Origin of the sequence: Bradyrhizobium sp. Pha-3 (assembly GCF_042258615.1) — a bacterium.
Lineage (GTDB): Bacteria > Pseudomonadota > Alphaproteobacteria > Rhizobiales > Xanthobacteraceae > Bradyrhizobium.
Map to the genome: position 1 here is coordinate 6,962,443 of NZ_CP170152.1, position 25,428 is coordinate 6,987,870.

The window sequence follows — 25,428 nt, forward strand, 5'->3', positions numbered from 1 at the left end:
CGACCTAATGAAGCATCAATTTATTGTCGCTGATCAATACGCCAGAGTCGGTTCGTTCAAACGTAATTGTGCCGAGCCGTTTCATTCCGGCAAAATTTGCGTTTCTGTACTCATCCATGCTCTGTATGAAAACAGGATAAACCGTCGTCTGCTTGATTTGTTTGTATTCGGGCTTGGCTAGGTAAGCTTTTGCATATTGGGCTGAAGTCGCGACGACGACCGCGGTACTATCGGGACTACGCTCAAGTCCGTCGCGCACGTTTTGAAAATTAAGCAGAATTATGAGTTTATCGTCACGAACCGCGGCGGCCTGATCTTTTTCATCTAGCGTAAGCCCGGAAGTGGCCCCTTGCGCCTCCGCAGCAGTTGCACTGGCAACGATCCATCTCAACAGATGCCGCATCCCATGAGCCCCAAACCTTCCTCCGTCGCGTGGACGGATATCAAGATCGGCTTGAATTCCTTATAGAAGCGGTCACCCAGCGGTGATGCACTGGAAGGCGAGTAAAGATCAGGGAATAGCGGCTTGTAGCCGAGCACCTTAATCGCCTCGACGTAGGCGGCTAAATTCAACCGGAGCACCTCCGCATGCAAGGGGACGTTCCGCTGCGACTGAGGGTTCTTGATTCGCCTCCGTTCGTTCTTCTCAATATGGAGATAGGGAATTTCGCCATTGTCGAGGATGACGTCATCCACCATCAACCCGCACAATTCTTCGCGGCGACAGCGGGTGTAGTAGATGAGGATCGGTACGAAGTAGAGAGCGGCAGCTCAAAGGAGTGCCACATGTACGAAAAATCGGGTCGTGTCGCAGAGTGCCTCCGCTTCCATTTGGCATAGAGGAACCGCATTGGCAGTGGAGACCGGCGCGCCTCCCAGAGGTCGGCTATTTTCGGCCTGTTCTCGTGCTTTCTCAGGTACTTGGCATATCGCGAACTTCTGGTCCACGACACTAGGTTCTCGTTGCCTGCGGCGCGACGACCGCGCCAGAAACCGCACCAGATACGTGCACTCGGGAAGATTGCGGGGTTTCCAGCACCGCGATGTTGGCTTGCGGCAAGCGTGGGCGGACCGGGCAGTTTCTATACGTGGTCGGCAAGGCCTTCACCTTCCGGACCCCATCTAGGGTAGACTCTTTGGACGTGGCCACAGGCCTCCTTCGGACCATGATTCGGATTCTTCTGGAGACATCGGATCGGCATCGCCGCCGGTCCGCGCGGGATCGGAATTGAGCCAGCGGTGCAACTCGAGCTTGCCTATCTGGTTGCGGTGGACCTCGTCGGGGCCATCGGCCAGTCGCAGCAAGCGGGTCGTCGCGAGCGCTGCAGAAAGGAAATGGTCGTTGTTGGTTCCACCTCCACCGAAAACCTGTATTGCCCAGTCAACAATCGTCTGCGCCATGTTTGGCGCGACGACTTTGATCATCGCGATTTCCTGTCGCGCGGCCTTGTTACCAACCGTATCCATCATATAGGCCGCCCTGAGAGTCAGCAGCCGCGCCTGCTCGATCTTCATGCGCGCTTCGGCGAGCCGCTCGAGCGTCACCGTTTGCTCGGCGAGAGGCTTGCCGAAAGCGACACGTTTGAGCGCTCGCCGGCACATACGCTCAAGCACCCGCTCGGAGAGGCCGATCAACCGCATGCAATGGTGAATGCGTCCAGGTCCGAGCCGTCCCTGTGCGATCTCGAATCCACGCCCCTCGCCAAGCAACATGTTGGCGGCCGGCACGCGTACATTGGTGAACATCACCTCGGATGCGCGATCCGGCACGCCGTAGAATCCGAGCACCGGCAGCGAACGGACGACGTGCACGCCCGGCGTATCTTTCGGCACAAGGATCATCGATTGGCGCTTGTGACGGTCCGGGTGCGCCGGGTCGGTCTGCCCCATAAAGATGATGATCTTGCACCGCGGATCGGTCGCGCCGGTCGTGTACCACTTCCGGCCGTTGATCACGTAGTCGTCGCCGTCACGCACGATCAGGCTCGCGACATTGGTCGCGTCCGATGAGGCAACGTCAGGCTCGGTCATCGCAAAGGACGAACGCATCTCGCCTGCGAGCAACGGCTTCAACCAACGCTCCTTCTGCGCCTCCGTACCGTAGCGCAGGATCGTCTCCATGTTGCCGGTGTCCGGCGCACTGCAATTGAAGACCTCGGGAGCAAGATGCGAACGTCCCATGATCTCGCACAGCGGCGCATATTCGAGGTTCGTCAGCCCGTCCTCGCCAGCGGGCAGAAACAGGTTCCACAGGCCGGCCTGTTGTGCGAGCGGCTTCAGTTCCTCGACAACCGGATGCACGGCCCAAGGCCCGAGCCGCTCCGCCTCCTGATAGTATCGGCGCTCATTCGGATAGATGTGCTCGATCATGAAGCGCTGGATACGCTCGGCCAGTTCCCGGCTGCGTTCGCTTTGCGTGATATCCACCTGAGCTCTCCTTACTCGCCGCGTAGGCCGTCCCTGAGCGTGCTTCGGGTAATCTTCCCGGACTCTGTCTTAGGCAGATCGTCCAGAATGCGAATGTCGACGGGGCATTTGTACGCCGCCAATCGCTCGCGGCAAAAGCGTGAGAGCGCGGCGACATCGATGGCGGCGCCGGGTCGGGCGGACACGAACGCCACCACCGTCTCGCCCCGATAGGGATCGGCGGCGCCGACGACGGCTGCCTCGCGCACACCCGGAAAGCCGTAGATCACGTCTTCCACCTCGCGCGGCCAGACCTTGAAGCCGGAGGCGGAGATCATGTCCTTCTTGCGGTCCACCAGATAGAACCAGCCGTTCTCGTCAAAGAAGCCGACGTCGCCGCTGTGCAGCCAACCATTGGTCAGCACCTCGCCGGTTTCCGCGGGCTTTCTCCAGTAGCCCGCCATCACGCCCGAACCGCGCACAACCACTTCGCCATGCTCGCCGGGCCCGAGCGGGCGACGCTCGTCGTCAACCACGATCGCATCGACGGCGGGCGTCGGCTTGCCGATGGACAGCGCGCCGGATGCGGGATCGACGGGAATCGGACCTTGATTGGGTGCAAGGTGACTTGCAGAGGTCAGTTCAGTCATTCCGTAGGAACTGCGGATCGCCCGCCCAAACCGTTTCGCGAACGCATCGATGACCGACGGAGCAATCGGCGCGCCGCCGGAATAGAGATGTACAAAGCTCTCGAAATGGCGGCTGGTCGCGTCGGCCTGGTTCATGAGCGCGATGAACGCGGTGATGGCGCCGACGATGAATGTCGGCCGCCATTCAAGAAAGGCATCGAGCGCGACCTGCGGCTGGAAGCGATAGGTCAGCACCATCGCCGCATGCGCAGCGAAAGCTGCGACCATCTGAATCTCGAAGCCGGTGATGTGGAACAGCGGCGCGACACCGAAAATCCGCGACATGCCGTTCAGCTCGAAATGATCGCGGCAGATCAGCGCCGTTGCCACCAGATTGCGATGCGTCAGCATTGCGCCCTTGGGAACGCCCGTGGTTCCGGACGTGTAGAGCAGCAGACCGATGTCATCGGAGGCCAGAACCGGCGCCGGCGGGCCCGGTTGGTCTTCGGCGAGGATCATGTCCAGCGCATGAGCCTGCGGCGCTCGGCCCGGCTCCGGCAGCACGCGGACATCGTTTCGCATCTGGAATTCACGAGCGGCGGTCCAGAGCACCAGTTCGGGATCGACCGAAGCGGCCGCGGGGATTACGTTGTCCCATTGATCATCGTGGCAGATCACCGCCTTGGGTTCGCAGTCCTTGAACAGCTTCCGAAGCTCCGGCGTGCGGTACATCGGGTTGAGGCTGACGACAATGGCCCCGACCTTCCAGGCCGCTACGCTTGCGATGACGAATTGCGGCACATTCTGAAGAATGACGGCGACCCGGTCCCCCCGCCCAACCCCTTTGCGCGCGAACACACCGGCGAGCCGGTCGCTGTACCGGTCAATGTCGCCATAGGTCTGCGTCGCATCGAAATAGAACAGTGCCGGTGCCTCGCGCGGCGCGGCACGAAACAGATCGAGCGCCGTTAGCGTTCTGTGATCGGGAACAGCGACAGGCGTATCCCCGAGACGCGCCCGCAGCCGGCCTGCGGCTTCCTCATAGGCGCGCAGCCGCGATGCGGAATCGAAGTCGGCCATCATCCTTGTTGCCCGTTACCGCTGTGGTCGCGACAATGACGGCCGCCGCGTCCGGCCCTGCGGCTCTGATAGCCGGCCGTCATCATCATCGTGTCGCGGACAACGCCGGTGCTCCAGAGACTAGTCACTGGACCTTTTTCCTCGATAGACCGAGCCGAGACGGGCGTGCGGCGACGCGGCGCGGTTCGCAAGGGGCGGTTGGGCCATCCCGCTCTCCTTTGCCTGAATGACAACGCGCGTGCGCCGGATGTGGAGGCGTACCAGCACCTGCGCGGCGTCGACGTCGCGCGCCCGGATCGCATCCATGATCAGGACGTGCTGGGGATCGGAGAAAGGGAAGCCGTCCTTGGCATAGGTTTCGCTGACGAATTGTCGCCGGAAATGCTGCGTGCTGTTCCAGAAGCGTTCAACCATCGCCAGCAGTTGCGGCATCCGTGCGCGCGAATAGGTGCGCAGATGAAACTCCCGATCAAGCTGGATGTATTCCTCAAGCGTCGTGACCTGCTCGAGTTCGCGTACGATGCGGTCAAGCGCCTCGATGTCCTCGTCCGTCAGGTTCGGTACGCTTTCGCCGATGGCCAGCGGTTCGACCGCTTCGCGGATCTTGTAGATCTCGATCGACTCCTCTGAATTGACGTCGGCAATCCAGGCACCACGGTTCGGCGCCATCACGACCAGCCCCTCGTTCTCGAGCTGCTTCAGTGCTTCGCGCACGGGAATGCGACTCGCTCCGAAATGCGCTGCGAGAAGCTCCTGCCGGATCCGCGTACCCGGCCGCATCTCCCCGCTCAACACCGCGCTGCGGATCTCGCTTGCGATCCGCTCGCTCATCAGCCGACCACCATCCGGATCATCTTCATTGGCGTCGCGCGCCGTGTCGTCCCAATGGGGAGGCCGCTGATAGGCACTCATGAAAGGCCCTCCTTATCAGTGAATGGCCGCGTACATGATCTTGTCTTCGGTCGCATCGGCCCGCGTCATTTCCTCGACGATACGCCCGCCACGCGCGACCAGTATCCGATCAGAGATCGCCAGGATCTCCGGCAAATAGGAGGAGATCACGACGACCGCCTTGTTCTCGCCCGCCAGCCTGCGAATTGCCTGGTGGATCTGCGGAATGGCGCTGACGTCGACCCCTCGCGTCGGCTCGTCGAAGATGACCACTGTCGGTTCCTGCGCCAGAGACTTCCCCACCACGACCTTCTGCTGATTGCCGCCGGAATATTCCACAATCTTCAACGTTCGCTTCAGCGCCGAGATAGAAAGTGCCGAGATCCATCGATCGGCAATCCGCTTCATCTCGCGCGCGGAGTAGAAGAATCGCCTGATGCGCGGCGACGACAGATAGCCAAGATAGATATTCTGATCCACCGTCATTGTCTCGAAGAAGCCGTCAACCTTCCGATCCTCGGTAATATAGGCGATTCCGTCGCGCACCGCCTGCCGCGGCACCCGGTAGCGGACGGGCTTGTCCCGGAGATAGATCATCCCGCCGCGCAGGAAGTTGCGCTTGCGCGCGCCGCTGACGATCTGCGCGATCTCGGAACGTCCCGCGCCGACCAGTCCGAAAATGCCGACGACTTCCCCGTTGAAGACCGAGAAGGACATATTCTTGACGATGCTGCCCATCGTCACATTCTCGACCGAAAGCACCTTTTCTCCGCGCGCCGATTGCGGCTTTGGCGCGTCTGGATCAGCGCCGTGGGTCGCGTACTGAGCTGCCGTTTCCTCGCGGCCAACCATCATCCGCACGAGCGAGTCGCGGGTGACGTCCTTTGCGGGCACCGTGGCGACGAGCTTGCCGTCCCGGAGTACGGTGATGCGATCGGCGATATTGAGCGCCTCTTCCAGCGCATGCGAGATGAAGATGATCCCGGCGCCTTTCTCTTTCAGGGTATTGAGAAGATGGAACAGATGCTGCGTTTCTTCGGGCGTAAGCGACGCAGTCGGTTCATCGAAGATGAAGACCTGTGCATTGTGGCGCACGGCACGCACGATCTCGACCATCTGCCGCTTGGCAGTTCCAAGATTCTCGACCAGCACCAGCGGATCGACATTGAAGTTCATCGATTGCAACGACTGCGTCGCCGCAATATTGATCTTGCTGTAGACAGTAACCCACTTCTCCATGCCGAGTTCGAGATTCTGCGCGACCGTCATTGACGGCACCAGACTGGACTCCTGGTAGACCATCGCGACGCCGCCCTCGAGCGCCTTCCTTGGCGAGGAAAACGAGACCTTGCGTCCGCGGATCATATAGTCCCCGGAGGTCAGGACGATTGCGCCGGCGATCGCCTTGCACAGCGTCGACTTTCCCGCACCGTTTTCGCCCAGCAGCGCGTGGATTTCGCCCGGCCGCAGATCGAAATTGACGCCGTCGATCGCGTGCAGGCCGCCATAGACCTTGCTGCCATTGACGATCTGCAGCAGCGGGGGGCCTGCCTGTTGTTCCGCCGGCATGGCGCTCATCCTTTCTGCGCGCCGCGACCACGCGGCAGTTCAACCAGGCAATCGCGTCCCTTAGACACCGCCAGCACACGAGAGCCAATCGGGCGGACGGCGGTTATTCCATGGACCCGACCATCGACGCGACTGTGCAACGTCTCCGTCGCCATACCCTTGGCGTCCAGCCGCGCAACGAGGCCATACGAGCGCGGCGGCGCCCACGGCTTTTGAATGCCGAGCTTCTTGATGCGGCCGATCTGGGTCGGCTCGCGCGGATTGAGGCGGCCATCCAGTACCGGTCCGATCCAAAGCTCTGACGGTACCGTCCGCATCATTTCTTCGCAGAATGCCCGTTCGCGCAGGACGAATTCGGTCAGCTGCGTGCGAAGCGCAAGGAATGCCATCCAGACCTCACCGTCCGCGCCGCGGCCAAGACGCGCCGGATAGCCGGTATAGTTCTTGACGATCACGCGCTTGTCGCCGCCCGCGCGTGGAAAAGCGGTCAGACGATGAGCCCAGGATTCGGCGACCCACACCTCATTGCCGTCGCTGGAAGCAACCACGCCAAGCGGCCATGCAAGCTTGTCCGCACGCACGCTCGCGCCACCGAGCGAGGCATCGCAAGCGATGAGCCGGCCCGACGGGGCGCGATTCTGCATCAGGTCGGCAAGCCAGAGGTCAGCCTGGTTGGTGCGCGAACCGTCGGTCAGATAGATCGCCCCATCGGGGGCTACCGTCACCGACAATGCACAGGCAATCCTCTCACCGCCGACGCTTTCGAGCTTCGCGACGATCTTGCCGACTGGCGAAAGCGCCACCAACCCGACGCCAGAGACGCAAGCCAGCAGCCTGCCATCCAGCGCGGAGGCAAGTCCGCCGACAGGACCGTCAAGCGTCGCGAACACGTCCCGCGCCTCGAAATCATCCCCAGTACAACGCAGGATGTTGTTGCCGGTCGAGACGTAGAGCGCACCGTCCTGCCCGAGCGCGATGTCATCCGGCCGTTCGATCTCCGCGCCGAGCCGGCGAGCGCCATCGAGCCGCTGGTTCGGGGAAAACGCGCCGTCGAGCACAGGAATGCCATGAAGCTCCCGGTTCGGGAACAACACGCGATCGACGATATCGCCAAGCAGAGACATGGCTCAGGCCCCTCCCCAATAGGACTTGTGCGCTTCCCAGGTCGGATCAGCGTCCTGCAGGCGGATACGGCCAATGCGGTTGTTCTCGAGACCGCCGATATAGAGATAGCCCTTGTGTTCGCGAACCGACGTGATCGTCGGATGTGAAAGCCCGCCCGGATCCCAGAGCGATTCGGTCACGACGCCGTTGTCGTCGAACTTGGCCACGCAGCCGTAATTGATCCCCGGGCACAGCCACTCGTCCGGCGGGATCTGCTTGACCATGCGGGTGCGGAAAACGGGATTGCGCATGGCAAGGTCATAGACGGGCGTGCGCAGGCCGACGAAGGCGAGCCAATATTTGCCATCCGAGGCGCGGTTGATGTTGTCGCAATAGCCTGGAAGGTTGTCGATCAGGATCTCGCTGGTGCCTGCCTTCGGGCCGGCAATCCAGTAGCGGTTGACCTGGCACAGCCAGGTGCTCGCCCACAGCACCGACTGGCCGTCATGCGAAATGCAGATGCCGTTGGGAAACGTCAGGTTCTTCAGGACAGTCCTGGTGATGCCGGCTTTCGGATCGTGGCAGATCAGCCGGCCGTTGCCACGGCCCTCAAAGCCGTCGAGCGCCCAGTCGGTCAGTTCGTAGCGCGTCGAGGCCTCGCTGAAGTAGATCTTACCGTCGGGCGCGACGTCGAGATCGTCGGCGAGATAGAGCCGCGAATCGTCCTTGAGGCGCGTACGCGTGCGCGTGGTGCGGTCGGTGACCTTGAAAACTGAACGATCGGGCTTGACACCATACACGCCCATGCCGGCGATGCAGACAAGGAGGTTCTGATCCCGATCGAATGCCAACCCGAGCGGCCGGCCGCCGATGCGCGCGAACTCTTCACGAACGGTATAGTCAGGCGCGAGAAAGCGGATGATCGAGCCGTTGCGGTTGACGGTATAGAGGTTGTCCTTGCGGTCGAGGATGACGTCCTCCGGGCCCTCGATCATGTTGAGCGCGATCGCTTCCGCGTTCTTCAGGCGGTCGTTCTCCGCGAACGGCGTGCCGCTGCCGCGCTCCACCGACGGCGGCGGCTCGAAATCAACCCAGCTTGGGGTGACGTAGACCTTCTGCAGCACCTTGCCCTTGTTCTTGACCCACTTCACGTTGAAACCAACCGCGAGCAGCAGGATGATGCCGATGATGGCTGTCGTCAGGTTGCCGGAGATGCCCAGCCGCACCATGCCGCTGGTGAGCATGAAGATGATCGCTGCGCCCATGACGGCGCGCGCGATGGTGCCGCGGCCGCCGGCAAGGCTGATGCCGCCAAGGACCACCGCGGCCAGCGCATTGATCTCCCAGCCGACGCCGGTGTCGGTGCCCGAACTGCTTTGCCGCGCTGCATAAAGGATTCCCGCCAGTGCCGCGATAGCCCCCGACATCACATACGCGGAGAACAGCACGCGCTTGACGTTGACGCCGGCATGCCGGGCCGCCTTGCGGCTCGACCCGACCGCCATGATGTGGACGCCGGGCTTGATGCGGGTGAGAAAAAAGTGCGTTCCGACGGCAAGCAGGATCAACACCAGCATGTTGAAGGGAATACCGATGACTCTGCCCGATCCTATGAAATCCCACGTACTGGAGCCGCTATCGATGCTTGCGAGTTCATCCGTAAACGCAACTGTCACCTTGTTGTAAGCCGCGCGGACGATGATGAGGACTACCAGCGTCGTCAGGAACGGCCGGGTCTTGCCGTAGGCGATCAGGCCGCCATTGATCGCACCCATTGCGGTGCCGAACAGGATGACAACGACGATCATCAGCGGCAGCGGCAGCCCGACAATGAGATATAGATAGAGCGCGAGGAAGTTCGACATCGCGAACACCGCACCGACCGACAGATCGATGCCACCTGACAGCACCGAGAAGGCCATCGCGACCGCAACCATCCCCTGCTCCGCGAAATTCCGCATCAGTTCCTGAAGGCTGCCCGCCGTCAGGTAACGCGGGATCATCACCGCGAATGCCAGGAACACCACGATCGTGAGCGTGAATGGAATGATCGGCTCCATCCACCGCTTCTCAAGCAGCTCGCCCAGGAACAATTGGGGCGAATGGCGGTGCCAGGCTCGTTGCAGGCTTTTCATCAGCAGACTCCGGCGGGTTCGGCGCAGGCGCGGCCGAACGGCGGGACGACGCAGGGAATGGGGATCGGCAACTCCGGGATGCCCGCGCCGCAGGGGGCGCGGGCGCCGGAACGTTTACTTCGCGCCCTTCGGGATGCTGAAGCAGTACATCCGATCGTCCTTCGACTTCACCCAGGCGGGGGTCGTGTAATAGGCGACGTTCTTCGAACCCGGTTTGTCGCCGCTCTGCAAGAGCGCGATCACCGCGTCGGCAATGGTCTGTCCCTGCACGTCGGCGCGATACGACAGGTTCGCGGAGAACGCGCCCTGTTCCAGCAGATCGCAATCTGCGGGCTGTCCGTCGCTTGCAACGAACACCTTCACCTTGTCGCCCATGTTGGCCGCCTTGATCGCCTGCGCTGCGCCGGCAGTTTGCGGTCCCCAGACGCTGAGGATCCCGCACAGCTTGGGATGCTGCTGCAACACGGTCGTCGTGATATCACCGGCCTTGTTGGCGTCCCAGCTTGTCGGCTGCGACGACACGACCTTGATCGACGGATCGGTCTTGAACACTTCCATGGCGCCGTTCTTCATGTCGAGCGAATAGGCTGCGGTCGCCTCGCCTTCGAGGATTGCGATCTCCCCCGAGCCCTTGCCGCCGCCGCACTGGTTGATCACCTCGCGAGCGATTTTGGTGCCGAGATCCTTGGCATCGACGCCGACATAGGCGTCGCTGAGGGTGTTCGACGCCATGTTGACCTGCACGACATAAATGCCTGCGTCCATCGCTCGCTTGAGCTCCTTGGCGAGCAGCGTAACGTTCGGATTCTGGACCACGAGCACATCAGGCTTTTCGTTGATATAGTCGCTGACGGTCTGCAGCTGGATGTCGGATTTCATGTTGGCGTCGCGCGTGACGAGCTTGATGCCGTAATCGTCGAAACGATCTTTCATCACACGCGTCCATTCGGATTCCAGAACGCCCATCCAGACTGGCGACCAGGCCACCGTCTTGCCTTTGAGCGCCTTGTCGAATTTGTCGCGCAACTGGTCGCGCGGCCCGGCCGCCTGCGATGGCGCCGCCACCAGCGCGGCGGTTACCACCATCGCCGCCAGCCCGATGCCAGCGACAGCCTTCCTGTGCACTGCTTTCGTCATGTTTCTTCCTCCCCTTCTATGTCGGCCCATTGTTGCGGCCCGTTGATGGATGCAGAGTTTCAATCGCCCTGCTTCGACGTCTCCTCGTCACGCGGATGCAGCCGGGAATCGAGCAGGATCGCGATCAGCAGCACGACTCCCTTGACGATGTTCTGGGTCTGCACGTCCATGTCCATGATGGTCATGCCGTTCAGCAGCACGCCGATCAGCAGCGTTCCGGCGATGACACTCATCACATTGCCGCGGCCGCCGACGAGGCTGACGCCGCCGAGCACCACGACCATGATGACATCGAAAATGATCGTCGATTCCGCGACCTGGAGATGCATCAGTGCCGTCTGCGCGACCATCACGACGCCGCCGACGTAACCGATCGCCGCGCACAGCGCGTATTCGATCATAGTCAGTGGACGGGTCGGCAGACCGGTTTGGCGCGCCGCGTCGGGGTTGTCGCCATGCGCATAGACGAAGCGGCCGATGACGGTGCGCGACAGGAAGAGATGCACGACGACCGCAGTGGCTGCGAAGATCAGGATCGAGATCGGGACACCACCCCAGATGTTTCCGCCCAGCCGCAGGAACTCGTCGTGCCCCTTGGAAAGATAGACGACATAGTGCTGCACAGACGTGGTGCGTACGATTCCCAACACTGCAAGACTCGACGCCAAGGTCGTCAGCAGCGGTGGCATCTCGATTACCGAGATGAGGAACCCGTTAAGCGTTCCAATGGCGATCGCCATCACGAAACCGACCAGCAGCGCCACAGGCGTCGTATAGCCTGAGTTCATCAGAATGATCGCGATCGCGGTGGAGGCCGCGAAGGAGGCGACTTGCGACAGATCGAGTCCACGCCCGATCACAACAACCGCCATGCCGAGCGCGAGAATGCCGAGTATCGAAATGTTGCGCGCCAGCGCGAACAGATTGCCGAGCGTCAGGAAGCCCTTCAGAAAGATCGAGAAAACGACGATCAAGACCGCGCACATCGCCAGCACGGCCGTTGTCTGCGTCAATTTCGGCCCGCGCGCTCCCGAACTGCCGGTCACCGGGTCCTCCCAAGGTTGATTTTTATTCTAGCAGGAAACTGGACAAAATGTATCCAAAAGTCAACTTCGGTATCCAAATGACCACGTGACGTGATATCTCGCGCAAAGAATTGCGGCCACCTAGATCGACAATATAGTAATTACTATCAGCTAGTTATGGAGAGTAAATCGTAACGTTTGCAATGCCCCAGGGCGACTTTATTTTGAAGGTACGGAGCCGAAACAGATAGATTGGATACATTCGGCGATACATATCGCGAGGTCCGTCCGCGGCAAGTGAGATGGATGCCGAGCCGTATATTCGACGGGGGTGGTGCCGCGAGATAGCCCGATGGGCCGGTTACCGGACCGGGCAAAAGCCAACGATTCGAATCGACCACCGCAAGACCGGAGCCGTCATCGACCATCCGTTGGAGGAGCGACTGCCAACCGGCGAGATTGTCAGATTCTACGAGGAAGCCGAGGTGGTGCTCGCGACGTCGCCGCGCACCCATGATTCTGCGGGAAGTCGAGGAAGGCGTTTCCAAGCCTTACTCCTTCTCTGGCATGCAAAAGATTGTCCAGCGCATCAGAAGGCAATCGGCCTGCCGAAGGAGTTCACCCTGGACGCCTGTCGGCACGGGGGTATGACCGAGCTTGAGGAGGCAGAACTGACCGAGGGCCAAGGACGTGCCCTGTCTGCACACCGCACACGGGAGAGCTATGCGGGATACGCCAAGCGCACCGAGGCCCGGATGCTATCGGCGACCCGGAAGCGCCACGCGCACATACTGGTGAACCAACTGGCAACAGACGTTCAGAATGCCCTAATGGACGCCATTCAGAATGCAGAATCGGACAACAGTGAAATCTCTTGATAAATCAATGCGATAGACTGGCTGGGGCGGGAGGGATCGAACCTCCGAATGGCGGAATCAAAATCCGCTGCCTTACCGCTTGGCTACGCCCCAACGCGCCGATCGAAGGCCACGCCGGTCTATAGGGTGAGTCAGGCCTTTTCAACAGGGCGGCGCGCGAAAAGGCACGAAAGCCGCAGGTTGAGGCCGGCCCCCTCATTTTTAGGACGACGCTGCGGTGGCCGAAACAGACCGGGCGATGTCCGCTCGGACAGTTGAGAGGCCGCGGGTTTCATGGGAAGACAATTTCCAAACGTCTCGTCGGGAGTAACGCCATGACCTACCGTGCGCCGATCAACGATATCCTGCTGTCCCTCAATCATGGTGCGGGGCTCGCCGCTGCCGTGGCGGCCGGCCACTACGGCGATTTCGACGGCGACATCACCGCTGCGGTGCTGGAGGAAGCCGGCAAGTTCGCCTCCGACGTGCTGGCGCCGCTGAACAAGGTCGGCGACGAGCACGGCATCAAGCTCGACGACGGCAAGGTGACAACCGCGCCCGGCTGGCCCGACGCCTATCAGCGCTGGACCGCCGCGGGATGGAACGCGGTGTCGGGGCCGGAAGCGTTCGGCGGCCAGGGCCTGCCGCTCGCGATCAACGCCGCCTGCACCGAGATATGGAGTGCATCGAACGTCGCCTTCGGCCTCTGCCCGCTGCTGACGCTGTCGGCGATCGAGGCGCTCGACGCCCATGGCAGCGCTGAGCTGAAGAAGACCTACCTCGAGAAGCTCGTCACCGGCGAATGGACCGGCACCATGCAGCTCACCGAGCCCAACGCCGGCTCCGACGTCGGCGCGCTGCGCACCCGCGCCGAACGCGCACCCGACGGCACCTACCGCATCAAGGGCACCAAGATCTTCATCACCTATGGCGAGCACGACATGACCGACAACATCGTGCACTTCGTGCTCGCACGATTGCCCGATGCGCCCGCGGGCACCAAGGGAATCTCGCTGTTCCTGGTTCCGAAATTCATGGTCAATGCCGACGGCTCGCTCGGCGAACGCAACGACATCCATGCCTCCGGCGTCGAGCATAAGCTCGGCATGCACGCCTCGCCGACCTGCACCATGAGCATGGGCGACAAGGGCGGCGCGATCGGCTTTCTGATCGGCGAGGAAAACGCGGGCATGCGCTGCATGTTCACGATGATGAACCAGGCCCGGCTCGGCGTCGGCCTCGAAGGCGTCGGCATTGCCGACCGCGCCTATCAGCAGGCGCTGGCTTATGCGCAGGAACGCCGCCAGGGAAAAGCTATCGGCAAGGCGATCGGCCACAAGGGCGATGGGATGGATCCGATCATCGTGCATCCCGACGTCAAGCGCATGCTGATGCAGATGCGCAGCATGACGGCGGCGGCGCGCACGATCTGCTACGCCACCGCGGTCGCGCTCGACGTCTCGGTGCGCGCCAAGGACGCCAAGGTGCGCGCCGACGCGGCAGCACGCGGCGCATTGCTGACCCCGATCGCCAAGGCGTTCTCCACCGACATCGGCAACGAGGTCGCCTATCTCGGCGTGCAGGTCCACGGCGGCATGGGCTTCATCGAGGAGACCGGCGCCGCGCAGCATTACCGCGACGCCCGCATCACCTCGATCTATGAAGGTACCAACGGCATCCAGTCGATCGACCTCGTCACCCGCAAGCTCGGCGCCAATGGCGGCGCCTCGGTGTGGGCGCTGCTCGACGAGCTCGCCGCCACCATCAAGCAGGTCGAGACCTCCAACGATCCGGCGTTCGGCACGACAGGCACGAAGCTCCGCGACGCCCATGCCGCGCTCGAACGCACCAGCAAATGGCTGCTCGAGCGACTGGCCTCCGCGCCGAACGAGGCGCTGGCCGGCGCGACGCCCTATTTGCGGCTGTTCGGCGCCACGCTCGGCGGCTGCATGCTTGCCGGCGAGGCGCTGGCCGCGAAAGCGAACGGCGAAGCCGATCCGCAGCGCTACGTCGCATTGGCGCGCTTCTTCGCCGAGAACGTCTCCGTGCAGGCGCCGTCGCTGGAGAAGACGGTGACGGAGAGCGCCGAGGCGGTGACCGGCGCGGATGCGGTGCTGGCCTAGCGTCAGCACGTTCGCGGTGTCATCACCCGCGCATGCGGGTGATCCAGTATTCCAGAGACGCCTGTGCTTGAGCCGAGAGGCCGCGGCGTACTGGATCGCCCGGTCAAGCCGGGCGATGACAGCTGAAGATGAGGACGGGGGCTTGCGCCGTCGGGCAAATCAGTGATTGGGCTTCCACCATCCTGTCAGCAACGACGAGGACTCCTGCCGCGTGCCAACCGGTTTCGCGGTCACAGCAAAAAGCCGCACGACTGTTTTGTCAACGATCCCTGCGAAAGGAGCGAAACTCCCTGGGACCGTCCAGCAGATCATGCTTGCGGGCAGACTGATCGATCCGGCTGGCCGAATGATCTGCCATTGCGTTGATGGCCGTGCCGGCGAGGTTCTGCGCACGCTGCCGGCGCATCTCGTCCTTCGATCGAACATCCCGGTCTTCGGCTCGCCGACGACAGAGTTCGTCAGAGATGCGTTCCTGGAGACATCCATCGCCTCGATAAGGTCGCTGCTTCATCTTGCACGCTCCCTCCAACAGGATTGCGGTACGGAGGACTAACTCTCTCGTGGGCCGTTGGTTCGCGGCGGCGTTTGACTGAGTGCCGGGAATTTCGGCGTCAACACTTTGGGCTTCCTCGGCGGAGCCGCAATCAATCCGTCCCGTATCGCTTGCTTGCGGGCAAGCTTGCGGGCTCGCCGCGCGGCCTCGGCTTTCTCCCGAATCTTTCTTTCCGAAGGCTTTTCGAACGAGCGGCGGCGCTTCATCTCTCTGAAGACGCCTTCGCGCTGCATTTTCTTCTTTAGAACGCGCAGTGCCTGGTCGATATTGTTGTCCCTGACAAGAACCTGCAACAGATCACCTCTCGCGGTAGAAGACACGTCAAGCGCAGAAATACGAATGCCCGCTCTATCGGTGACAGAGCGGGCCGCACTGCCATCCCAGTACATCCGTGAAACGGCAGCCGATCAACAAGGTGACAAAAGCTTTAGCTGCAATGCTGATAGCACCGCGCCTTCCCTTTCATCCGACGATGTCTTTGGAAAAGGGTCCTCTGGGACCGATCTACAAGGCTCAAGGCCAGTCGATAGAATACAAGTATACACTTATCTCAGCTATGCAAGGTGCAATTGCCAGTTCCGGGATTTATCTCTCGCGGTTCAAGCGTTCGAGAACGTGGCCGGGAGACGATAGCGGGTCATCCGAGCGCGTGCGTAAGTGTTGTGTAGCAAATTCGGACCTTCTGACGCAGAGTGCGGCGCTGCCGGGTGAATTCAGCGCGCCGGCACTCGAGAGCCTGGGCAGCTCCCATCGCAAAGAGGGAGCCGCAATTGGCAACCCGCTATTATTTCGACATCCGCAACGGCGAGGAACTCTATGCCGACAGGCAGGGTATCGAGCTGCGCGACGAGGAGACTGCCGCCCACGAAGCGATGCAGTCATTGCTCAGTATGGCGAAAGACAACCCGCCGCCCGACAAACACAGTCTGTTGGCGTTCGAGGTCCGCACCGACGAAGGGCCGCTGTTTCAGGTCAGCCTCAACCGGGGCATAACGCGGCGTTAGGTGCGGCGGCGCGCAACCGAACGTCAATTATTTGGTCGGCAAAGGCGCGCCGGTTCGATCACGTCTCGAGCATTTTCGGTTCTGGTTGAATCAGAACCGAAGCTCTGGATTCCTGTTTTGACGCGTTCTCTTCTCGCGAACCGGTATCCACTTCGCTCGAAAACGCTCTAGTGATCTGACAGGCTGCCGACGATCGATGCGCGGCGCGACAGTTCGATCCAGTTGCCGTCCGGATCGAGGATCATGGAAATCCGCGCGATCTCGCCGAGCGTCACCGGTGCGAGGCCTTCGCGCACGCCCTTGGCGCGCAGCCCGGCATGCACCGCGTCGATATCGGCGACTTGCAGCGTGATGTAGCGCCAGCCGCGCGCGCCTCGGACCGGATCGACGGTCGCGGCACGATCTTCGCTGAGCAGGATCAGGCTGTCACCGAGGCGAAACGCCGGACCGCCCGACCAGGACTGCTCGGCGAAGCCGAGAATGTCGCCGTAGAATCTGCGATGCGCGGCGAGGTCGCGCACGGCCACGGAAACGGCAATTTGGGTGATGCCGTCGTGTCCGGGCGCCACCAGGCAAACGCTGTTGCCGTCGGGATCGGCCATGCGCTGCGGCGCTCCAACGCCATCGCGCGCAACGATCAGCTCGCGATAGCCACTCGGCGCCGCATCCGGCAGCGGCTCGACATGATGGTTGAGCTTGATGACCGACCCATGCGCGTCGTGCCGGTATTGCTTCTGCCCGCGCCGGATCGGCAACACGTGGTCGAAGCGAACGCCGGCGTCCTGCTGCCAGAACCGCAGCATCGGCTCCAGATTGTTGGTGGAAAGGCCGACGTCGATCACGTTCTTTGCGAGTTGCATGTCCGGTCTCCCCAGCCGCCGTGCGCGCTCGCTGGACCGGCTCAGCCGGGAAAGCGATCGCCAAACATCGGCAGGCCGCTACGCGACTGTTCGCGCGTCGCCTCATCCTGGATGACGTCCCAGTGCTCGGCGAGCACGTCACCCTCCATGCGCACGATGTCGGCGACGACCCACGCCGTCGGCAGACCATGACCGCTGAACCGGCCGTGCAGAATGACGAAATCGCCGCTCGCCGCGCCGACATGGTTCTCATAGCGCAGCGTCGCGGGCAAGCCCTTGACGAGATCGAACAGCCCGTCCCGGCCGGGCGCAATGTGCGCACTGTGCTGGATGTAGCGCGGTGACCAGAGCCGCTCGGCGGCGGCGTAATCGCGCTTGTTGAACAGGGTATCGAACGCGTCCAGCACGAACTGGACGCGGCGGTCTTGGTTCGACGCGTTCATGGCTTCGTTCCCTTGACGATATCAGGGTTACTTGCGGACCAGCGGGATCTGCAGATTGGTCGGCCTGTTCTGCTCGGTATCGAAGCCGCGGCCGTCGACATTGCGCGCGCCCCAGAACAGCAGGTCGCTCCTGAGATAGACCAGGTCGTATTCCATGAAGTTGGTGCCTTCCTTCAGTGCGAACGGCGCGAAGGATTTGCCGAAGATGCTCTGCGGCGCATCGACCGCCCACGGCGCGTAGCCGGCAGCAGCGACCTTGTTGAGCACATCGGCAAAGCCCTGCGCCAGCGGCGTGACCTCGTAGGCCTCGTCGGCGACGAAATCGACCTTCTGCGCGCCCGGTGCGATCGGATGCGCGCCCTGCCACTGCATGTGCCCGACGATCCTGATCCGCGCCAGCGGCACCTTGCCGTACGGATCGGCCGAGTTGACCACCACGAGCTCGAACCGGTCGGAGGACTGATAGGTAAAAGCGCGCTTGAGATAGAACGGCTTGATCGAGCCGTCCGGATTCTTGCTCGGCCGGATCTCGGGCGCGATGCTTTCCCAGTTTCCGGCGAGTGCCTGCTTGATCGTTGCGACGTCCGTATCCATGGCGCTCGTCCTTGGTTGATTGCCGGGAGATTGCGCGGCGGCGCTGCCGGGCCCTGTCAGCACCAGCAGCGGCAACAGCAATGCTCCGAGGCTCATCCGCATGCGCAAGCTCCGGCCTGGCTTCGCGCGGGTCCTCTGCCTGCGAGGCAGAGCCTGCACTGGGAATACGCTTCGCTATAGAGGGCGCTGGCCGGCTTGAAAAAGACTTTGTAAGCTGGCCCCATGCCTGCGAGAGATGCCTGCGAGAGATGGCAACGCGATCTGGCAGGCCGCGATCGGGAGACTGCGATGGAGCTTCGGCATCTGCGCTATTTCGTTGCCGTGGCCGATGCAGGCAGCCTGACGGTTGCCGCCGAGCAGAAGCTCCACACCTCACAGCCTTCGCTCAGCCGGCAGATCCGCGATCTCGAGGAGGAGGTCGGCGTACAACTCCTGAATCGCGGCGCGCAGGGCATCGAGCTGACCGCCGCCGGCAAGGCGTTTCTCGACCATGCCCGCATGGCGCTGTTGCAAGCCGAGGCCGCCAAGGAAGCGGCGCTGCGCGCAGCCCAGCCGCCGAAGCCTGTCTTCTCGCTCGGCTTTCTGTCGGGCGCCGAAATCGATCTGCTGCCCGAGGTGACCCGCCTGTTGCGCGAGGAATTTCCCGGCATCGACATCCGCCTTTCGAGCGACTACTCGCCCTTGCTCGCCAAGGCCCTGATGCGGCGCAAGCTCGATGCGGCCTTCATGCGCGCCGACGAGAACATGGAGGATCTGGCGTACAAGCGCGTGCGCACCGATTCGCTGGTGTTCGTGTTTCCGAGCAGCCATCGGCTGGCGGCGCAGTCAGCCGTCGCACCGGAAGACATCGCAGGCGAGACCTTCTATCTGCCGTCCAAATCCGCGCCGGCGGTGCGCCGGGTCGTACTGGACTATTTCAGCCGCGCCGGCATCGATCCGAGGCCGGAGCACGAGGTGCACAATGTCGTGCACGCGATATCGATGATCACCTCGACGAATGGGGTGATGCTGCTGCCGGCCTACACGGCGCGCTATCTGCCCGACAGCATCACGACCCGGCCGGTGCACGGAGAGGCGCCGACGCTGGATCTCGTGATCGCCTATCACAAGGCCAACAAGTCCCCGATCCTGAAACTCCTGCTGTCGCGGGTCGGCCGGCTGGCCGCGGCGCCCGCCTGATCCCTTCAATCCAGTGAGGACCGTATGCCCGCAGGCCTCGTTCAGACCTTTCGCGCATTTGCTTACAATAACGCCTGGTCCAATCATCGCCTGCTCACGGCATGCGGCAGTCTCAGCCAGGCGGAGTTCGCCGCCGCGCGGACGGGATTCTTCCCGAGCCTGCAGGCGACGCTGAACCACATCCATGTCATCGATCTGTTCTACGTCGACGCGCTCGAAGGTGGCTGGCTCGGGCCGAAGGCGTGGGCGAACGAGGTGCCCTACCCGGCGGTCGCAGCGCTGCAAGTAGCGCAACGCGCGATCGACCAGCGCCTGATCGTTCACTGCGATGCGCTGACGCCTGAACGACTCGATGAGGTCGTCATGATCAATCGCGACACCTCGGTGCAGACCGAACGGCGCGACCGCCTGCTGATGCATCTGCTCCAGCACCAGATCCATCATCGCGGCCAGGCCCACGCGATGCTTTCCGAAACCACCGTCAAGCCGCCGCAGCTCGACGAATTCTTCGCCGCCGGCGAGGCGCCGCTCCGGGCGGCCGAGTTCAAGGACCTCAGCTGGAGCGAAGCCACGGTCTGGGGCGGCTGAACGCTCGGGTCCGCACGCGATCGGGCGGCGGTGCGGATCGGTTCCCGATCCGGAACAAGGTCTTGAATCCCGGCGCCTCCGCACTCACCTGTCGGTGAAACGTGGGGAACTCCAGACATGCCATTCGCCAATCACCGGGGTCAGCGCATTCATTACACCGTCGAAGGATCCGGGCCGCTGATCGTGTTACAGCACGGCCTGCTGCTCGACGCCGCGAGCTGGAAGCGATGCGGCGTGGTCGACGCGCTCGCCGATCGCTTCCTCGTCGTCTGCGTCGACTCGCTCGGACACGGCTTGAGCGACAAGCCCGCCGATCCCGAATTCTACGATCAGGAACAACGTGCCGGCGATATCGTCGCGGTGATCGATGATCTCGGCGAGGAGCGGGCGCATGTGGTCGGACATTCGATGGGCGGCTGGGTCGCGGTCGGCGTCGCCCGGTTCTTCCCGGCCCGGCTGGCGTCGCTGGCGATCGGCGGCTGGGACTTTCTCACCGGGCTGCCGCGCGGCAACGCCGGCCCGCTGACGTATGGCGCCTTCATGACGTTTGCGCGCCGTACCGCGCCGCAGCTCACGGGATGGGTGACGTCCGACCTCGAGGGCGGCGTGCGCGCCTGCTTCGACGCGCTCGGCCAGATCGACGGCGCAAGGGACGCCGTGCTTTCCTCGCGCGTGCCGGTGCTGCTCTGGAACGGACAGGATGACGCACCGCATGTGCCGATGCAGCGCTTTGCCGCGGAGAACGGCCTTGATGCGATGTCGGTCCCCGGCGATCATCTCGGCGCCCTGCTTCATCACGGCGTGGAGGTCGGCCGGGGCATCGGCTCGTTCGTCGGGCGCGACTGAGCGGAGCACGATGCAGGGTCACTTGCGACGGCGGCTTGCGCGGCCGGCGCCCCCGACATCGCAAATTCCGGTTAACTGCATTGCGCCGCTCTCATGCTCCCCACGGGGAAAAGCAGAGCAGAACACGGTGGAGCCCTTGGGGCTTGCACGGGATCATGTAGGATAGCGATCACGACCTCCACCGGCGACGCTGCCGGCCGACCCTCGGACCGTTTGCACTGGGACTGCTTGATGACCGCGCATGTCATAGTCACCGACGAAGCCGCCACACGCGTGATCCGGCTGCGCAGGCCCGAGAAGAAGAACGCGATCACCGAGGAGATGTTTCGCGCGATCAGCGATGCGATCGACAAGGCGCAGAACAATCCGAAGATCCGCTGCCTGATCATCACCGGCGGCTCCGGCGTGTTCACCGCGGGCAACGACATCGAGGACCTGCTCGCGCAGGGCACCTCGACCGGCGAGACGCCCCCCGCCTCCGACCTCGTCAAGTTCTTGTATTCACTGGCCCACAATGTGAAGCCGATCATCGCCGCCGTCGACGGCGTCGCGATGGGCATCGGCACCACGATGCTGTTTCACTGCGACTATGTGCTGGCAAGCAAGACCGCACTGTTCTCGACGCCGTTCTCCAATTTCGGCCTGGTGCCGGAGGGCGCCTCCAGCCTGCTGATGCCGCGGACGATGGGCCACCAGCGCGCCTTCGCGATGCTGGTGATGGGCCGCACCATGTCGGCCGACGACGCCCGCGTCGCCGGTTTCGTCAACACCGTGGTGGCGCCAGGCCATGCCGAGGTCGAGGCGCACAAGGTGGCGCGCGAGATCTGCGCGCTGCCGGCCGAGGCGGTGGCGATATCGCGACGGCTGATCCGGCTGCCGCCCGAGGACGTCACCCGCCGCATCGAGCAGGAGAACCACCTGTTCAGCGAGCGGATGCGCTCCAAGGAAGCGGTCGGCGCCTTCAAGGCCTTCATCGCGCGCACGAAGGATTGAAACGAAGCGTCGCAAAATTGTAGTGGCGTCGCGCCATGATCGTGTGTTCCATGATCATGCACGCCATGGACAGGTCATGAGACAGCCCCGCCTTACGCCCCTCGCCGCGCTCTGCGCACTCGGACTGGCCGCAGCAGGCCCCTGCCTGGCGCAGACCGCCGCGCCGGTGAGCCTGCGCATTCTCGCGATCAACGATTTCCACGGCTATCTGCGGCCGCCGCCGGGCGGCATCCGCATCACCGATCCCGCTGATGCGACCAAGAAGATCATGGTGCCCGCCGGCGGTGCCGAGCGATTGGCAACCGTCGTCAAGCAGCTGCGTGAAGGCCACAAGAACAACATCTTCGTCGCGGCCGGCGACCTGATCGGCGCCAGCCCGTTCTTGTCGGCGATGTTCCACGACGAGCCGACCATCGAGTCGCTCTCGATGATGGGGCTTGCGATCTCGTCGGTCGGCAACCACGAGTTCGACGAGGGCAAGGACGAGCTCCTGCGGATGCAGAATGGCGGCTGCCACCCGGTCGACAAATGCCAGGGGCCGCATCCCTTCCTGGGAGCCAAATTCCGCTATCTCGCCGCCTCCACGATCGACAAGGCCTCCGGCAAGCCGGTGTTTCCGCCCTACGAAATCAAGGAATTCGACGGCATTCCGGTGGCCTTCATCGGGCTGACACTGAAGAACACCCCGAACCTGGTGTCGCCGGCCGGCGTCGCCAGCCTCGAATTCCGCGACGAAGCCGAGACCGTCAATGCGCTGGTCCCCGAGCTGAAGGCGAAGGGCGTCGCGGCGATCGTGGTCCTGATCCACGAAGGCGGCTTTCCAACCGGCGACTATAATGAATGCCCTGGCATCTCGGGGCCGATCGTCGATATCGTCAAGAAGTTCGATCACGCGGTCGACGTCGTGATCTCCGGCCATACCCACCAGGCCTATGTCTGCGAGATCGACGGACGGCTCGTCACCTCAGGCGACAAATACGGCACCCTGGTCACCGCGATCGATCTTCAGCTCGATCCGAACAGCCATGACGTGATCAGCGCCAACGCCGACAACACCATCGTGAAGATCGGCGGCACCGCCAAGGACCCGGAGCAGAGCGCACTGCTCGAATCCTACGACCGCCTCGCCGCGCCGATCGCCAACCGCGCGGCCGGCTCGGTCACGGAAACGCTGTCGCGCACGCCCACTGAGACCGGCGAAAGCCCGCTCGGCGATATCGTCGCCGACGCGCAGCTGCGCGCGACCAGTGCTGAGCCGAATGGCGGCGCGGTGATCGCCTTCACCAATCCCGGCGGCGTGCGCACCGACATCGTCAAGCGCGAGGACGGCGCCGTCACCTATGCCGACATCTTCGCCAGCCAGCCGTTCCGCAACCAGCTCGTGACGATGACGCTGACCGGCAAGCAGCTCAAGGACGTGCTGGAGCAGCAATGGGCCGACCCGAAACGGCCGCGCGCCCTGCAGGTCTCGAAAGGCTTTGCCTATGCGTGGGATGCGAGCAAGGGCGACGGCGCGCGCATCATCGCCGCGCGGATGTCGCTCGACGGCAAGCCGATCGATCCCGCCGCGAGCTATCGCGTCACCGTGAACAATTATCTTGCCGAGGGCGGCGACGGCTTCACGGTGTTCAAGGAAGGAACGGCGCAGCAATTCGGCATCTACGACGTCGATGCGCTCTATGCCTATTTCAAGGCCAACAGTCCGGTCGGCCCAGCGGCCGGCAAGCGGATCGAGCGGATCAATTGAAGTGCGGGCATGGAACATCCGTGGGGCGGAGACAGGAGACAGGCCTTTCCGGCGAGCCGGTAACGGCCTAAATTAGACGTTCCTCGCACGCGCCCCCATTGCGCCGGGAATTTGCATGACACTGCTTCTGACGCACCCCGCCTGCCTCGACCACCTAACCCCACCCGGACATCCCGAACGCCCCGACCGGCTGCGCGCGGTTGCCGAGGTGCTCGGCGAGGACCGCTTCAAGGCGCTGGTGCGCGACCTTGCGCCGGAAGGCGACCTCGACACCGTGCTCCTTTGTCATGGCGAGCACTATGTCGGTGAGCTGCGCCACATCGCGCCGACCTCCGGCATGATCTATATCGACGGCGACACCTCGATGTCGCCGGGCACCTGGGAAGCCGTGATGCGCGGCGTCGGCGGCGCCGTGGCGGCGACCGATGCGGTGATGGAAGGCAAGCACCAGAACGCCTTCGTCGCGGTGCGCCCGCCCGGGCATCACGCCGAGAAATCGACGCCGATGGGCTTCTGCTTCTTCGACAATGTCGCGATCGCCGCGCGTCACGCGCAGCGCAAATACGGCATCAAGCGCGCCGCGATCATCGATTTCGACGTCCATCACGGCAACGGCACGCAGGATATCTTCTGGGCCGATCCGACCGTGATGTACTGCTCGACGCATCAGATGCCGCTGTTCCCCGGCACCGGCGCTTCCGGCGAACGCGGCGAGCACGACACCGTCGTCAACGCGCCGCTGGCGCCCGGCGACGGCGGCGCCAAATTCCGCTCCGCCTTCGAGAACCTGATCCTGCCGCAGCTCGAGAAATTCTCCCCCGAACTCGTCGTCATCTCGGCGGGCTTCGACGCGCATCACCGCGATCCGCTGGCCTCGATCAACCTGACCGGCGAGGATTTCGGCTGGGTCACGCGCAAGCTGATGGACCTCGCCGACAAGAGCGCCGGCGGCCGCGTCGTCTCCGTGCTGGAGGGCGGCTACGACCTCGAGGGCCTGAAAGAGTCGGTGGCATCTCACGTCACCGCATTGATGGGCGGATGAATCCCCGCCACAATACCCCCGCAAAATTTCGATTGATTCTGCGCCGGGGCAAGCATGGCCTGCGACAGGTCATGTTTGGACGACAAGATCCGATCACGGTCTGATTGGCGCACTGGGAACACATAATGGCCGAAAACACGCAAGCGGACGTCAAGAAGCTCTCCTTTGAACGCGCGATCGAGGAACTCGAATCGATCGTCAAGCGGCTCGAGGACGGCAAGGTCCCGCTTGAGGAATCGGTCGCGATCTATGAGCGCGGAGAGGCGCTGAAGCGGCGCTGCGAGGAATTGCTGCGCCAGGCGGAAGCCCGCGTCGACAAAATCACCACCGACGCCTCGGGCCAGCCGACCGGCACCGAACCGCTCGACGTGCAGTAGCGCCGATACGCCGCGATCATGCGACAAGATGTCCGCCTCGGCGGGCGATTGTTGCTGCCTATTTCCGGCAATCCATCACGCCGCGGGGTGACCGCGGCGACCGGCTGCGGCTGCAAATCCGGCCGATCCCGACCGGCCGGCTGCCGCTAAAATGGCCAAATTGGAACCCGCCTTTGGCCCCAGGCATTGAAAAGTCTAGATTTTTCAAGACCGCGCATAGGAACCCTGCGCCGCCTATCGGGTTGG

General features: G+C 62.9%; 25 protein-coding genes and 1 tRNA gene. 10 read left to right on the forward strand and 16 right to left on the reverse strand.

Features of this window, described 5'->3' with window-relative positions; translation table 11 throughout:
* Nucleotides 1-4: 4 nt before the first annotated feature.
* The 10 genes from ACE10Z_RS32675 to ACE10Z_RS32720 form a co-directional block, all read right to left on the reverse strand.
* The gene (locus ACE10Z_RS32675) at nt 5-403 is read right to left on the reverse strand and encodes a hypothetical protein (RefSeq protein ID WP_375784459.1); all 399 of its coding nucleotides are present in this window, start codon (nt 401-403) and stop codon (nt 5-7) included.
* The gene (locus ACE10Z_RS32680) at nt 388-699 is read right to left on the reverse strand and encodes a hypothetical protein (protein WP_375784460.1); all 312 of its coding nucleotides are present in this window, start codon (nt 697-699) and stop codon (nt 388-390) included. Before ACE10Z_RS32680 ends, ACE10Z_RS32675 begins: the two co-directional genes overlap by 16 nt.
* Before the next feature lie 423 nt (nt 700-1,122).
* Nucleotides 1,123-2,370 carry an acyl-CoA dehydrogenase family protein gene (locus ACE10Z_RS32685; RefSeq protein ID WP_375784461.1) on the reverse strand — a complete coding sequence of 416 codons (1,248 nt, stop codon included), beginning with the start codon at nt 2,368-2,370 and terminating at the stop codon, nt 1,123-1,125.
* A 68-nt stretch (nt 2,371-2,438) separates the two neighbouring features.
* On the reverse strand, nt 2,439-4,115 hold the full coding sequence (locus ACE10Z_RS32690; RefSeq protein ID WP_375784462.1) for an AMP-binding protein: 1,677 nt from the start codon (nt 4,113-4,115) through the stop codon (nt 2,439-2,441).
* A 120-nt stretch (nt 4,116-4,235) separates the two neighbouring features.
* Nucleotides 4,236-5,027 (reverse strand): GntR family transcriptional regulator, encoded by a 792-nt coding sequence (locus ACE10Z_RS32695; protein WP_375784463.1) that lies wholly within the window; start codon nt 5,025-5,027, stop codon nt 4,236-4,238.
* Nucleotides 5,028-5,042: 15 nt separating this feature from the next.
* Nucleotides 5,043-6,584: a sugar ABC transporter ATP-binding protein gene (locus tag ACE10Z_RS32700; protein WP_375784464.1), complete on the reverse strand. Its 1,542-nt coding sequence runs from the start codon at nt 6,582-6,584 to the stop codon at nt 5,043-5,045.
* Nucleotides 6,581-7,633, reverse strand: a complete 1,053-nt coding sequence (locus ACE10Z_RS32705) for an SMP-30/gluconolactonase/LRE family protein (RefSeq protein WP_375784465.1) — start codon at nt 7,631-7,633, stop codon at nt 6,581-6,583. Before ACE10Z_RS32705 ends, ACE10Z_RS32700 begins: the two co-directional genes overlap by 4 nt.
* A gap of 69 nt (nt 7,634-7,702) precedes the next feature.
* Complete coding sequence (locus ACE10Z_RS32710) at nt 7,703-9,814, reverse strand: ABC transporter permease (protein ID WP_375784466.1); 2,112 nt, start codon at nt 9,812-9,814, stop codon at nt 7,703-7,705.
* Nucleotides 9,815-9,928: 114 nt separating this feature from the next.
* Nucleotides 9,929-10,951, reverse strand: coding sequence for a sugar ABC transporter substrate-binding protein (locus ACE10Z_RS32715; protein ID WP_375784468.1), 1,023 nt, complete (start codon nt 10,949-10,951; stop codon nt 9,929-9,931).
* 59 nt (nt 10,952-11,010) lie between these two features.
* The gene (locus tag ACE10Z_RS32720; RefSeq protein ID WP_375784469.1) at nt 11,011-11,997 is read right to left on the reverse strand and encodes an ABC transporter permease; all 987 of its coding nucleotides are present in this window, start codon (nt 11,995-11,997) and stop codon (nt 11,011-11,013) included.
* Nucleotides 11,998-12,278: 281 nt separating this feature from the next.
* Here ACE10Z_RS32720 and ACE10Z_RS32725 point away from each other — a divergent pair, with 281 nt between their 5' ends.
* Nucleotides 12,279-12,854 (forward strand): hypothetical protein, encoded by a 576-nt coding sequence (locus ACE10Z_RS32725; protein WP_375784470.1) that lies wholly within the window; start codon nt 12,279-12,281, stop codon nt 12,852-12,854.
* Between the two features lie 18 nt (nt 12,855-12,872).
* Here ACE10Z_RS32725 and ACE10Z_RS32730 read toward each other — a convergent pair.
* A tRNA-Gln gene (locus tag ACE10Z_RS32730) sits at nt 12,873-12,947 on the reverse strand.
* A gap of 221 nt (nt 12,948-13,168) precedes the next feature.
* Between ACE10Z_RS32730 and ACE10Z_RS32735 the strand changes: the two genes are divergently transcribed.
* On the forward strand, nt 13,169-14,956 hold the full coding sequence (locus ACE10Z_RS32735; RefSeq protein WP_375784471.1) for an acyl-CoA dehydrogenase: 1,788 nt from the start codon (nt 13,169-13,171) through the stop codon (nt 14,954-14,956).
* Nucleotides 14,957-15,215: 259 nt separating this feature from the next.
* On the opposite strand, the gene ACE10Z_RS32740 is transcribed toward ACE10Z_RS32735, so the two are convergent.
* Nucleotides 15,216-15,467 (reverse strand): hypothetical protein, encoded by a 252-nt coding sequence (locus ACE10Z_RS32740; protein ID WP_375784472.1) that lies wholly within the window; start codon nt 15,465-15,467, stop codon nt 15,216-15,218.
* 38 nt (nt 15,468-15,505) lie between these two features.
* Nucleotides 15,506-15,802: a 30S ribosomal protein S21 gene (rpsU, locus tag ACE10Z_RS32745; RefSeq protein WP_375784473.1), complete on the reverse strand. Its 297-nt coding sequence runs from the start codon at nt 15,800-15,802 to the stop codon at nt 15,506-15,508.
* Between the two features lie 477 nt (nt 15,803-16,279).
* Between rpsU and ACE10Z_RS32750 the strand changes: the two genes are divergently transcribed.
* Nucleotides 16,280-16,513 carry a DUF6894 family protein gene (locus ACE10Z_RS32750; protein ID WP_375784474.1) on the forward strand — a complete coding sequence of 78 codons (234 nt, stop codon included), beginning with the start codon at nt 16,280-16,282 and terminating at the stop codon, nt 16,511-16,513.
* Nucleotides 16,514-16,680: 167 nt separating this feature from the next.
* Here the strand turns inward: ACE10Z_RS32750 and ACE10Z_RS32755 are convergent, their stop codons facing one another.
* The 3 genes from ACE10Z_RS32755 to ACE10Z_RS32765 are packed head-to-tail and all read right to left on the reverse strand — an operon-like array spanning nt 16,681 to nt 18,512.
* Nucleotides 16,681-17,373, reverse strand: coding sequence for a VOC family protein (locus ACE10Z_RS32755; protein WP_375784475.1), 693 nt, complete (start codon nt 17,371-17,373; stop codon nt 16,681-16,683).
* Between the two features lie 41 nt (nt 17,374-17,414).
* A complete protein-coding gene (locus ACE10Z_RS32760; protein ID WP_375784476.1) occupies nt 17,415-17,816 on the reverse strand; it encodes a nuclear transport factor 2 family protein in 402 nt (133 codons plus the stop codon).
* A gap of 27 nt (nt 17,817-17,843) precedes the next feature.
* A complete protein-coding gene (locus ACE10Z_RS32765; RefSeq protein WP_375784477.1) occupies nt 17,844-18,512 on the reverse strand; it encodes a hypothetical protein in 669 nt (222 codons plus the stop codon).
* Nucleotides 18,513-18,698: 186 nt separating this feature from the next.
* On the opposite strand from ACE10Z_RS32765, the gene ACE10Z_RS32770 reads away from it, so the two are divergent.
* The 7 genes from ACE10Z_RS32770 to ACE10Z_RS32800 all read left to right on the forward strand — a co-directional run bounded on the left by ACE10Z_RS32770 (nt 18,699) and on the right by ACE10Z_RS32800 (nt 25,182).
* Entirely contained in the window at nt 18,699-19,589 is an 891-nt protein-coding gene (locus ACE10Z_RS32770; protein WP_375784478.1) for a LysR substrate-binding domain-containing protein, read from the forward strand.
* A gap of 24 nt (nt 19,590-19,613) precedes the next feature.
* Entirely contained in the window at nt 19,614-20,177 is a 564-nt protein-coding gene (locus ACE10Z_RS32775) for a DinB family protein (RefSeq protein WP_375784479.1), read from the forward strand.
* Nucleotides 20,178-20,294: 117 nt separating this feature from the next.
* Nucleotides 20,295-21,023, forward strand: a complete 729-nt coding sequence (locus ACE10Z_RS32780) for an alpha/beta fold hydrolase (protein ID WP_375784480.1) — start codon at nt 20,295-20,297, stop codon at nt 21,021-21,023.
* Between the two features lie 231 nt (nt 21,024-21,254).
* Nucleotides 21,255-22,016, forward strand: a complete 762-nt coding sequence (locus ACE10Z_RS32785) for a crotonase/enoyl-CoA hydratase family protein (RefSeq protein ID WP_375784481.1) — start codon at nt 21,255-21,257, stop codon at nt 22,014-22,016.
* A gap of 76 nt (nt 22,017-22,092) precedes the next feature.
* Complete coding sequence (locus ACE10Z_RS32790) at nt 22,093-23,763, forward strand: bifunctional metallophosphatase/5'-nucleotidase (protein WP_375784482.1); 1,671 nt, start codon at nt 22,093-22,095, stop codon at nt 23,761-23,763.
* Between the two features lie 115 nt (nt 23,764-23,878).
* Nucleotides 23,879-24,805 (forward strand): histone deacetylase family protein, encoded by a 927-nt coding sequence (locus ACE10Z_RS32795; protein ID WP_375784483.1) that lies wholly within the window; start codon nt 23,879-23,881, stop codon nt 24,803-24,805.
* Nucleotides 24,806-24,930: 125 nt separating this feature from the next.
* Nucleotides 24,931-25,182, forward strand: coding sequence for an exodeoxyribonuclease VII small subunit (locus tag ACE10Z_RS32800; protein ID WP_028334494.1), 252 nt, complete (start codon nt 24,931-24,933; stop codon nt 25,180-25,182).
* The last annotated feature ends 246 nt before the right edge of the window (nt 25,183-25,428 follow it).

What these genes read in the sequence shown, in the direction of transcription:
- ACE10Z_RS32690 (WP_375784462.1), bottom strand. Translation starts at nt 4,115, where the DNA reads ATGGCCGACTTCGATTCCGCATCGCGGCTGCGCGCCTATGAGGAAGCC.
- ACE10Z_RS32695 (WP_375784463.1), bottom strand. Translation starts at nt 5,027, where the DNA reads ATGAGTGCCTATCAGCGGCCTCCCCATTGGGACGACACGGCGCGCGAC.
- ACE10Z_RS32775 (WP_375784479.1), top strand. Translation starts at nt 19,614, where the DNA reads ATGCCCGCAGGCCTCGTTCAGACCTTTCGCGCATTTGCTTACAATAAC.
- ACE10Z_RS32795 (WP_375784483.1), top strand. Translation starts at nt 23,879, where the DNA reads ATGACACTGCTTCTGACGCACCCCGCCTGCCTCGACCACCTAACCCCA.
- ACE10Z_RS32790 (WP_375784482.1), top strand. Translation starts at nt 22,093, where the DNA reads ATGAGACAGCCCCGCCTTACGCCCCTCGCCGCGCTCTGCGCACTCGGA.
- ACE10Z_RS32770 (WP_375784478.1), top strand. Translation starts at nt 18,699, where the DNA reads ATGGAGCTTCGGCATCTGCGCTATTTCGTTGCCGTGGCCGATGCAGGC.
- ACE10Z_RS32755 (WP_375784475.1), bottom strand. Translation starts at nt 17,373, where the DNA reads ATGCAACTCGCAAAGAACGTGATCGACGTCGGCCTTTCCACCAACAAT.
- ACE10Z_RS32675 (WP_375784459.1), bottom strand. Translation starts at nt 403, where the DNA reads ATGCGGCATCTGTTGAGATGGATCGTTGCCAGTGCAACTGCTGCGGAG.
- ACE10Z_RS32740 (WP_375784472.1), bottom strand. Translation starts at nt 15,467, where the DNA reads ATGAAGCAGCGACCTTATCGAGGCGATGGATGTCTCCAGGAACGCATC.
- ACE10Z_RS32715 (WP_375784468.1), bottom strand. Translation starts at nt 10,951, where the DNA reads ATGACGAAAGCAGTGCACAGGAAGGCTGTCGCTGGCATCGGGCTGGCG.
- ACE10Z_RS32765 (WP_375784477.1), bottom strand. Translation starts at nt 18,512, where the DNA reads ATGCGGATGAGCCTCGGAGCATTGCTGTTGCCGCTGCTGGTGCTGACA.
- ACE10Z_RS32725 (WP_375784470.1), top strand. Translation starts at nt 12,279, where the DNA reads ATGGATGCCGAGCCGTATATTCGACGGGGGTGGTGCCGCGAGATAGCC.
- ACE10Z_RS32700 (WP_375784464.1), bottom strand. Translation starts at nt 6,584, where the DNA reads ATGAGCGCCATGCCGGCGGAACAACAGGCAGGCCCCCCGCTGCTGCAG.
- ACE10Z_RS32800 (WP_028334494.1), top strand. Translation starts at nt 24,931, where the DNA reads ATGGCCGAAAACACGCAAGCGGACGTCAAGAAGCTCTCCTTTGAACGC.
- ACE10Z_RS32680 (WP_375784460.1), bottom strand. Translation starts at nt 699, where the DNA reads ATGGTGGATGACGTCATCCTCGACAATGGCGAAATTCCCTATCTCCAT.
- ACE10Z_RS32780 (WP_375784480.1), top strand. Translation starts at nt 20,295, where the DNA reads ATGCCATTCGCCAATCACCGGGGTCAGCGCATTCATTACACCGTCGAA.
- ACE10Z_RS32710 (WP_375784466.1), bottom strand. Translation starts at nt 9,814, where the DNA reads ATGAAAAGCCTGCAACGAGCCTGGCACCGCCATTCGCCCCAATTGTTC.
- ACE10Z_RS32760 (WP_375784476.1), bottom strand. Translation starts at nt 17,816, where the DNA reads ATGAACGCGTCGAACCAAGACCGCCGCGTCCAGTTCGTGCTGGACGCG.
- ACE10Z_RS32685 (WP_375784461.1), bottom strand. Translation starts at nt 2,370, where the DNA reads ATGATCGAGCACATCTATCCGAATGAGCGCCGATACTATCAGGAGGCG.
- ACE10Z_RS32735 (WP_375784471.1), top strand. Translation starts at nt 13,169, where the DNA reads ATGACCTACCGTGCGCCGATCAACGATATCCTGCTGTCCCTCAATCAT.
- ACE10Z_RS32785 (WP_375784481.1), top strand. Translation starts at nt 21,255, where the DNA reads ATGACCGCGCATGTCATAGTCACCGACGAAGCCGCCACACGCGTGATC.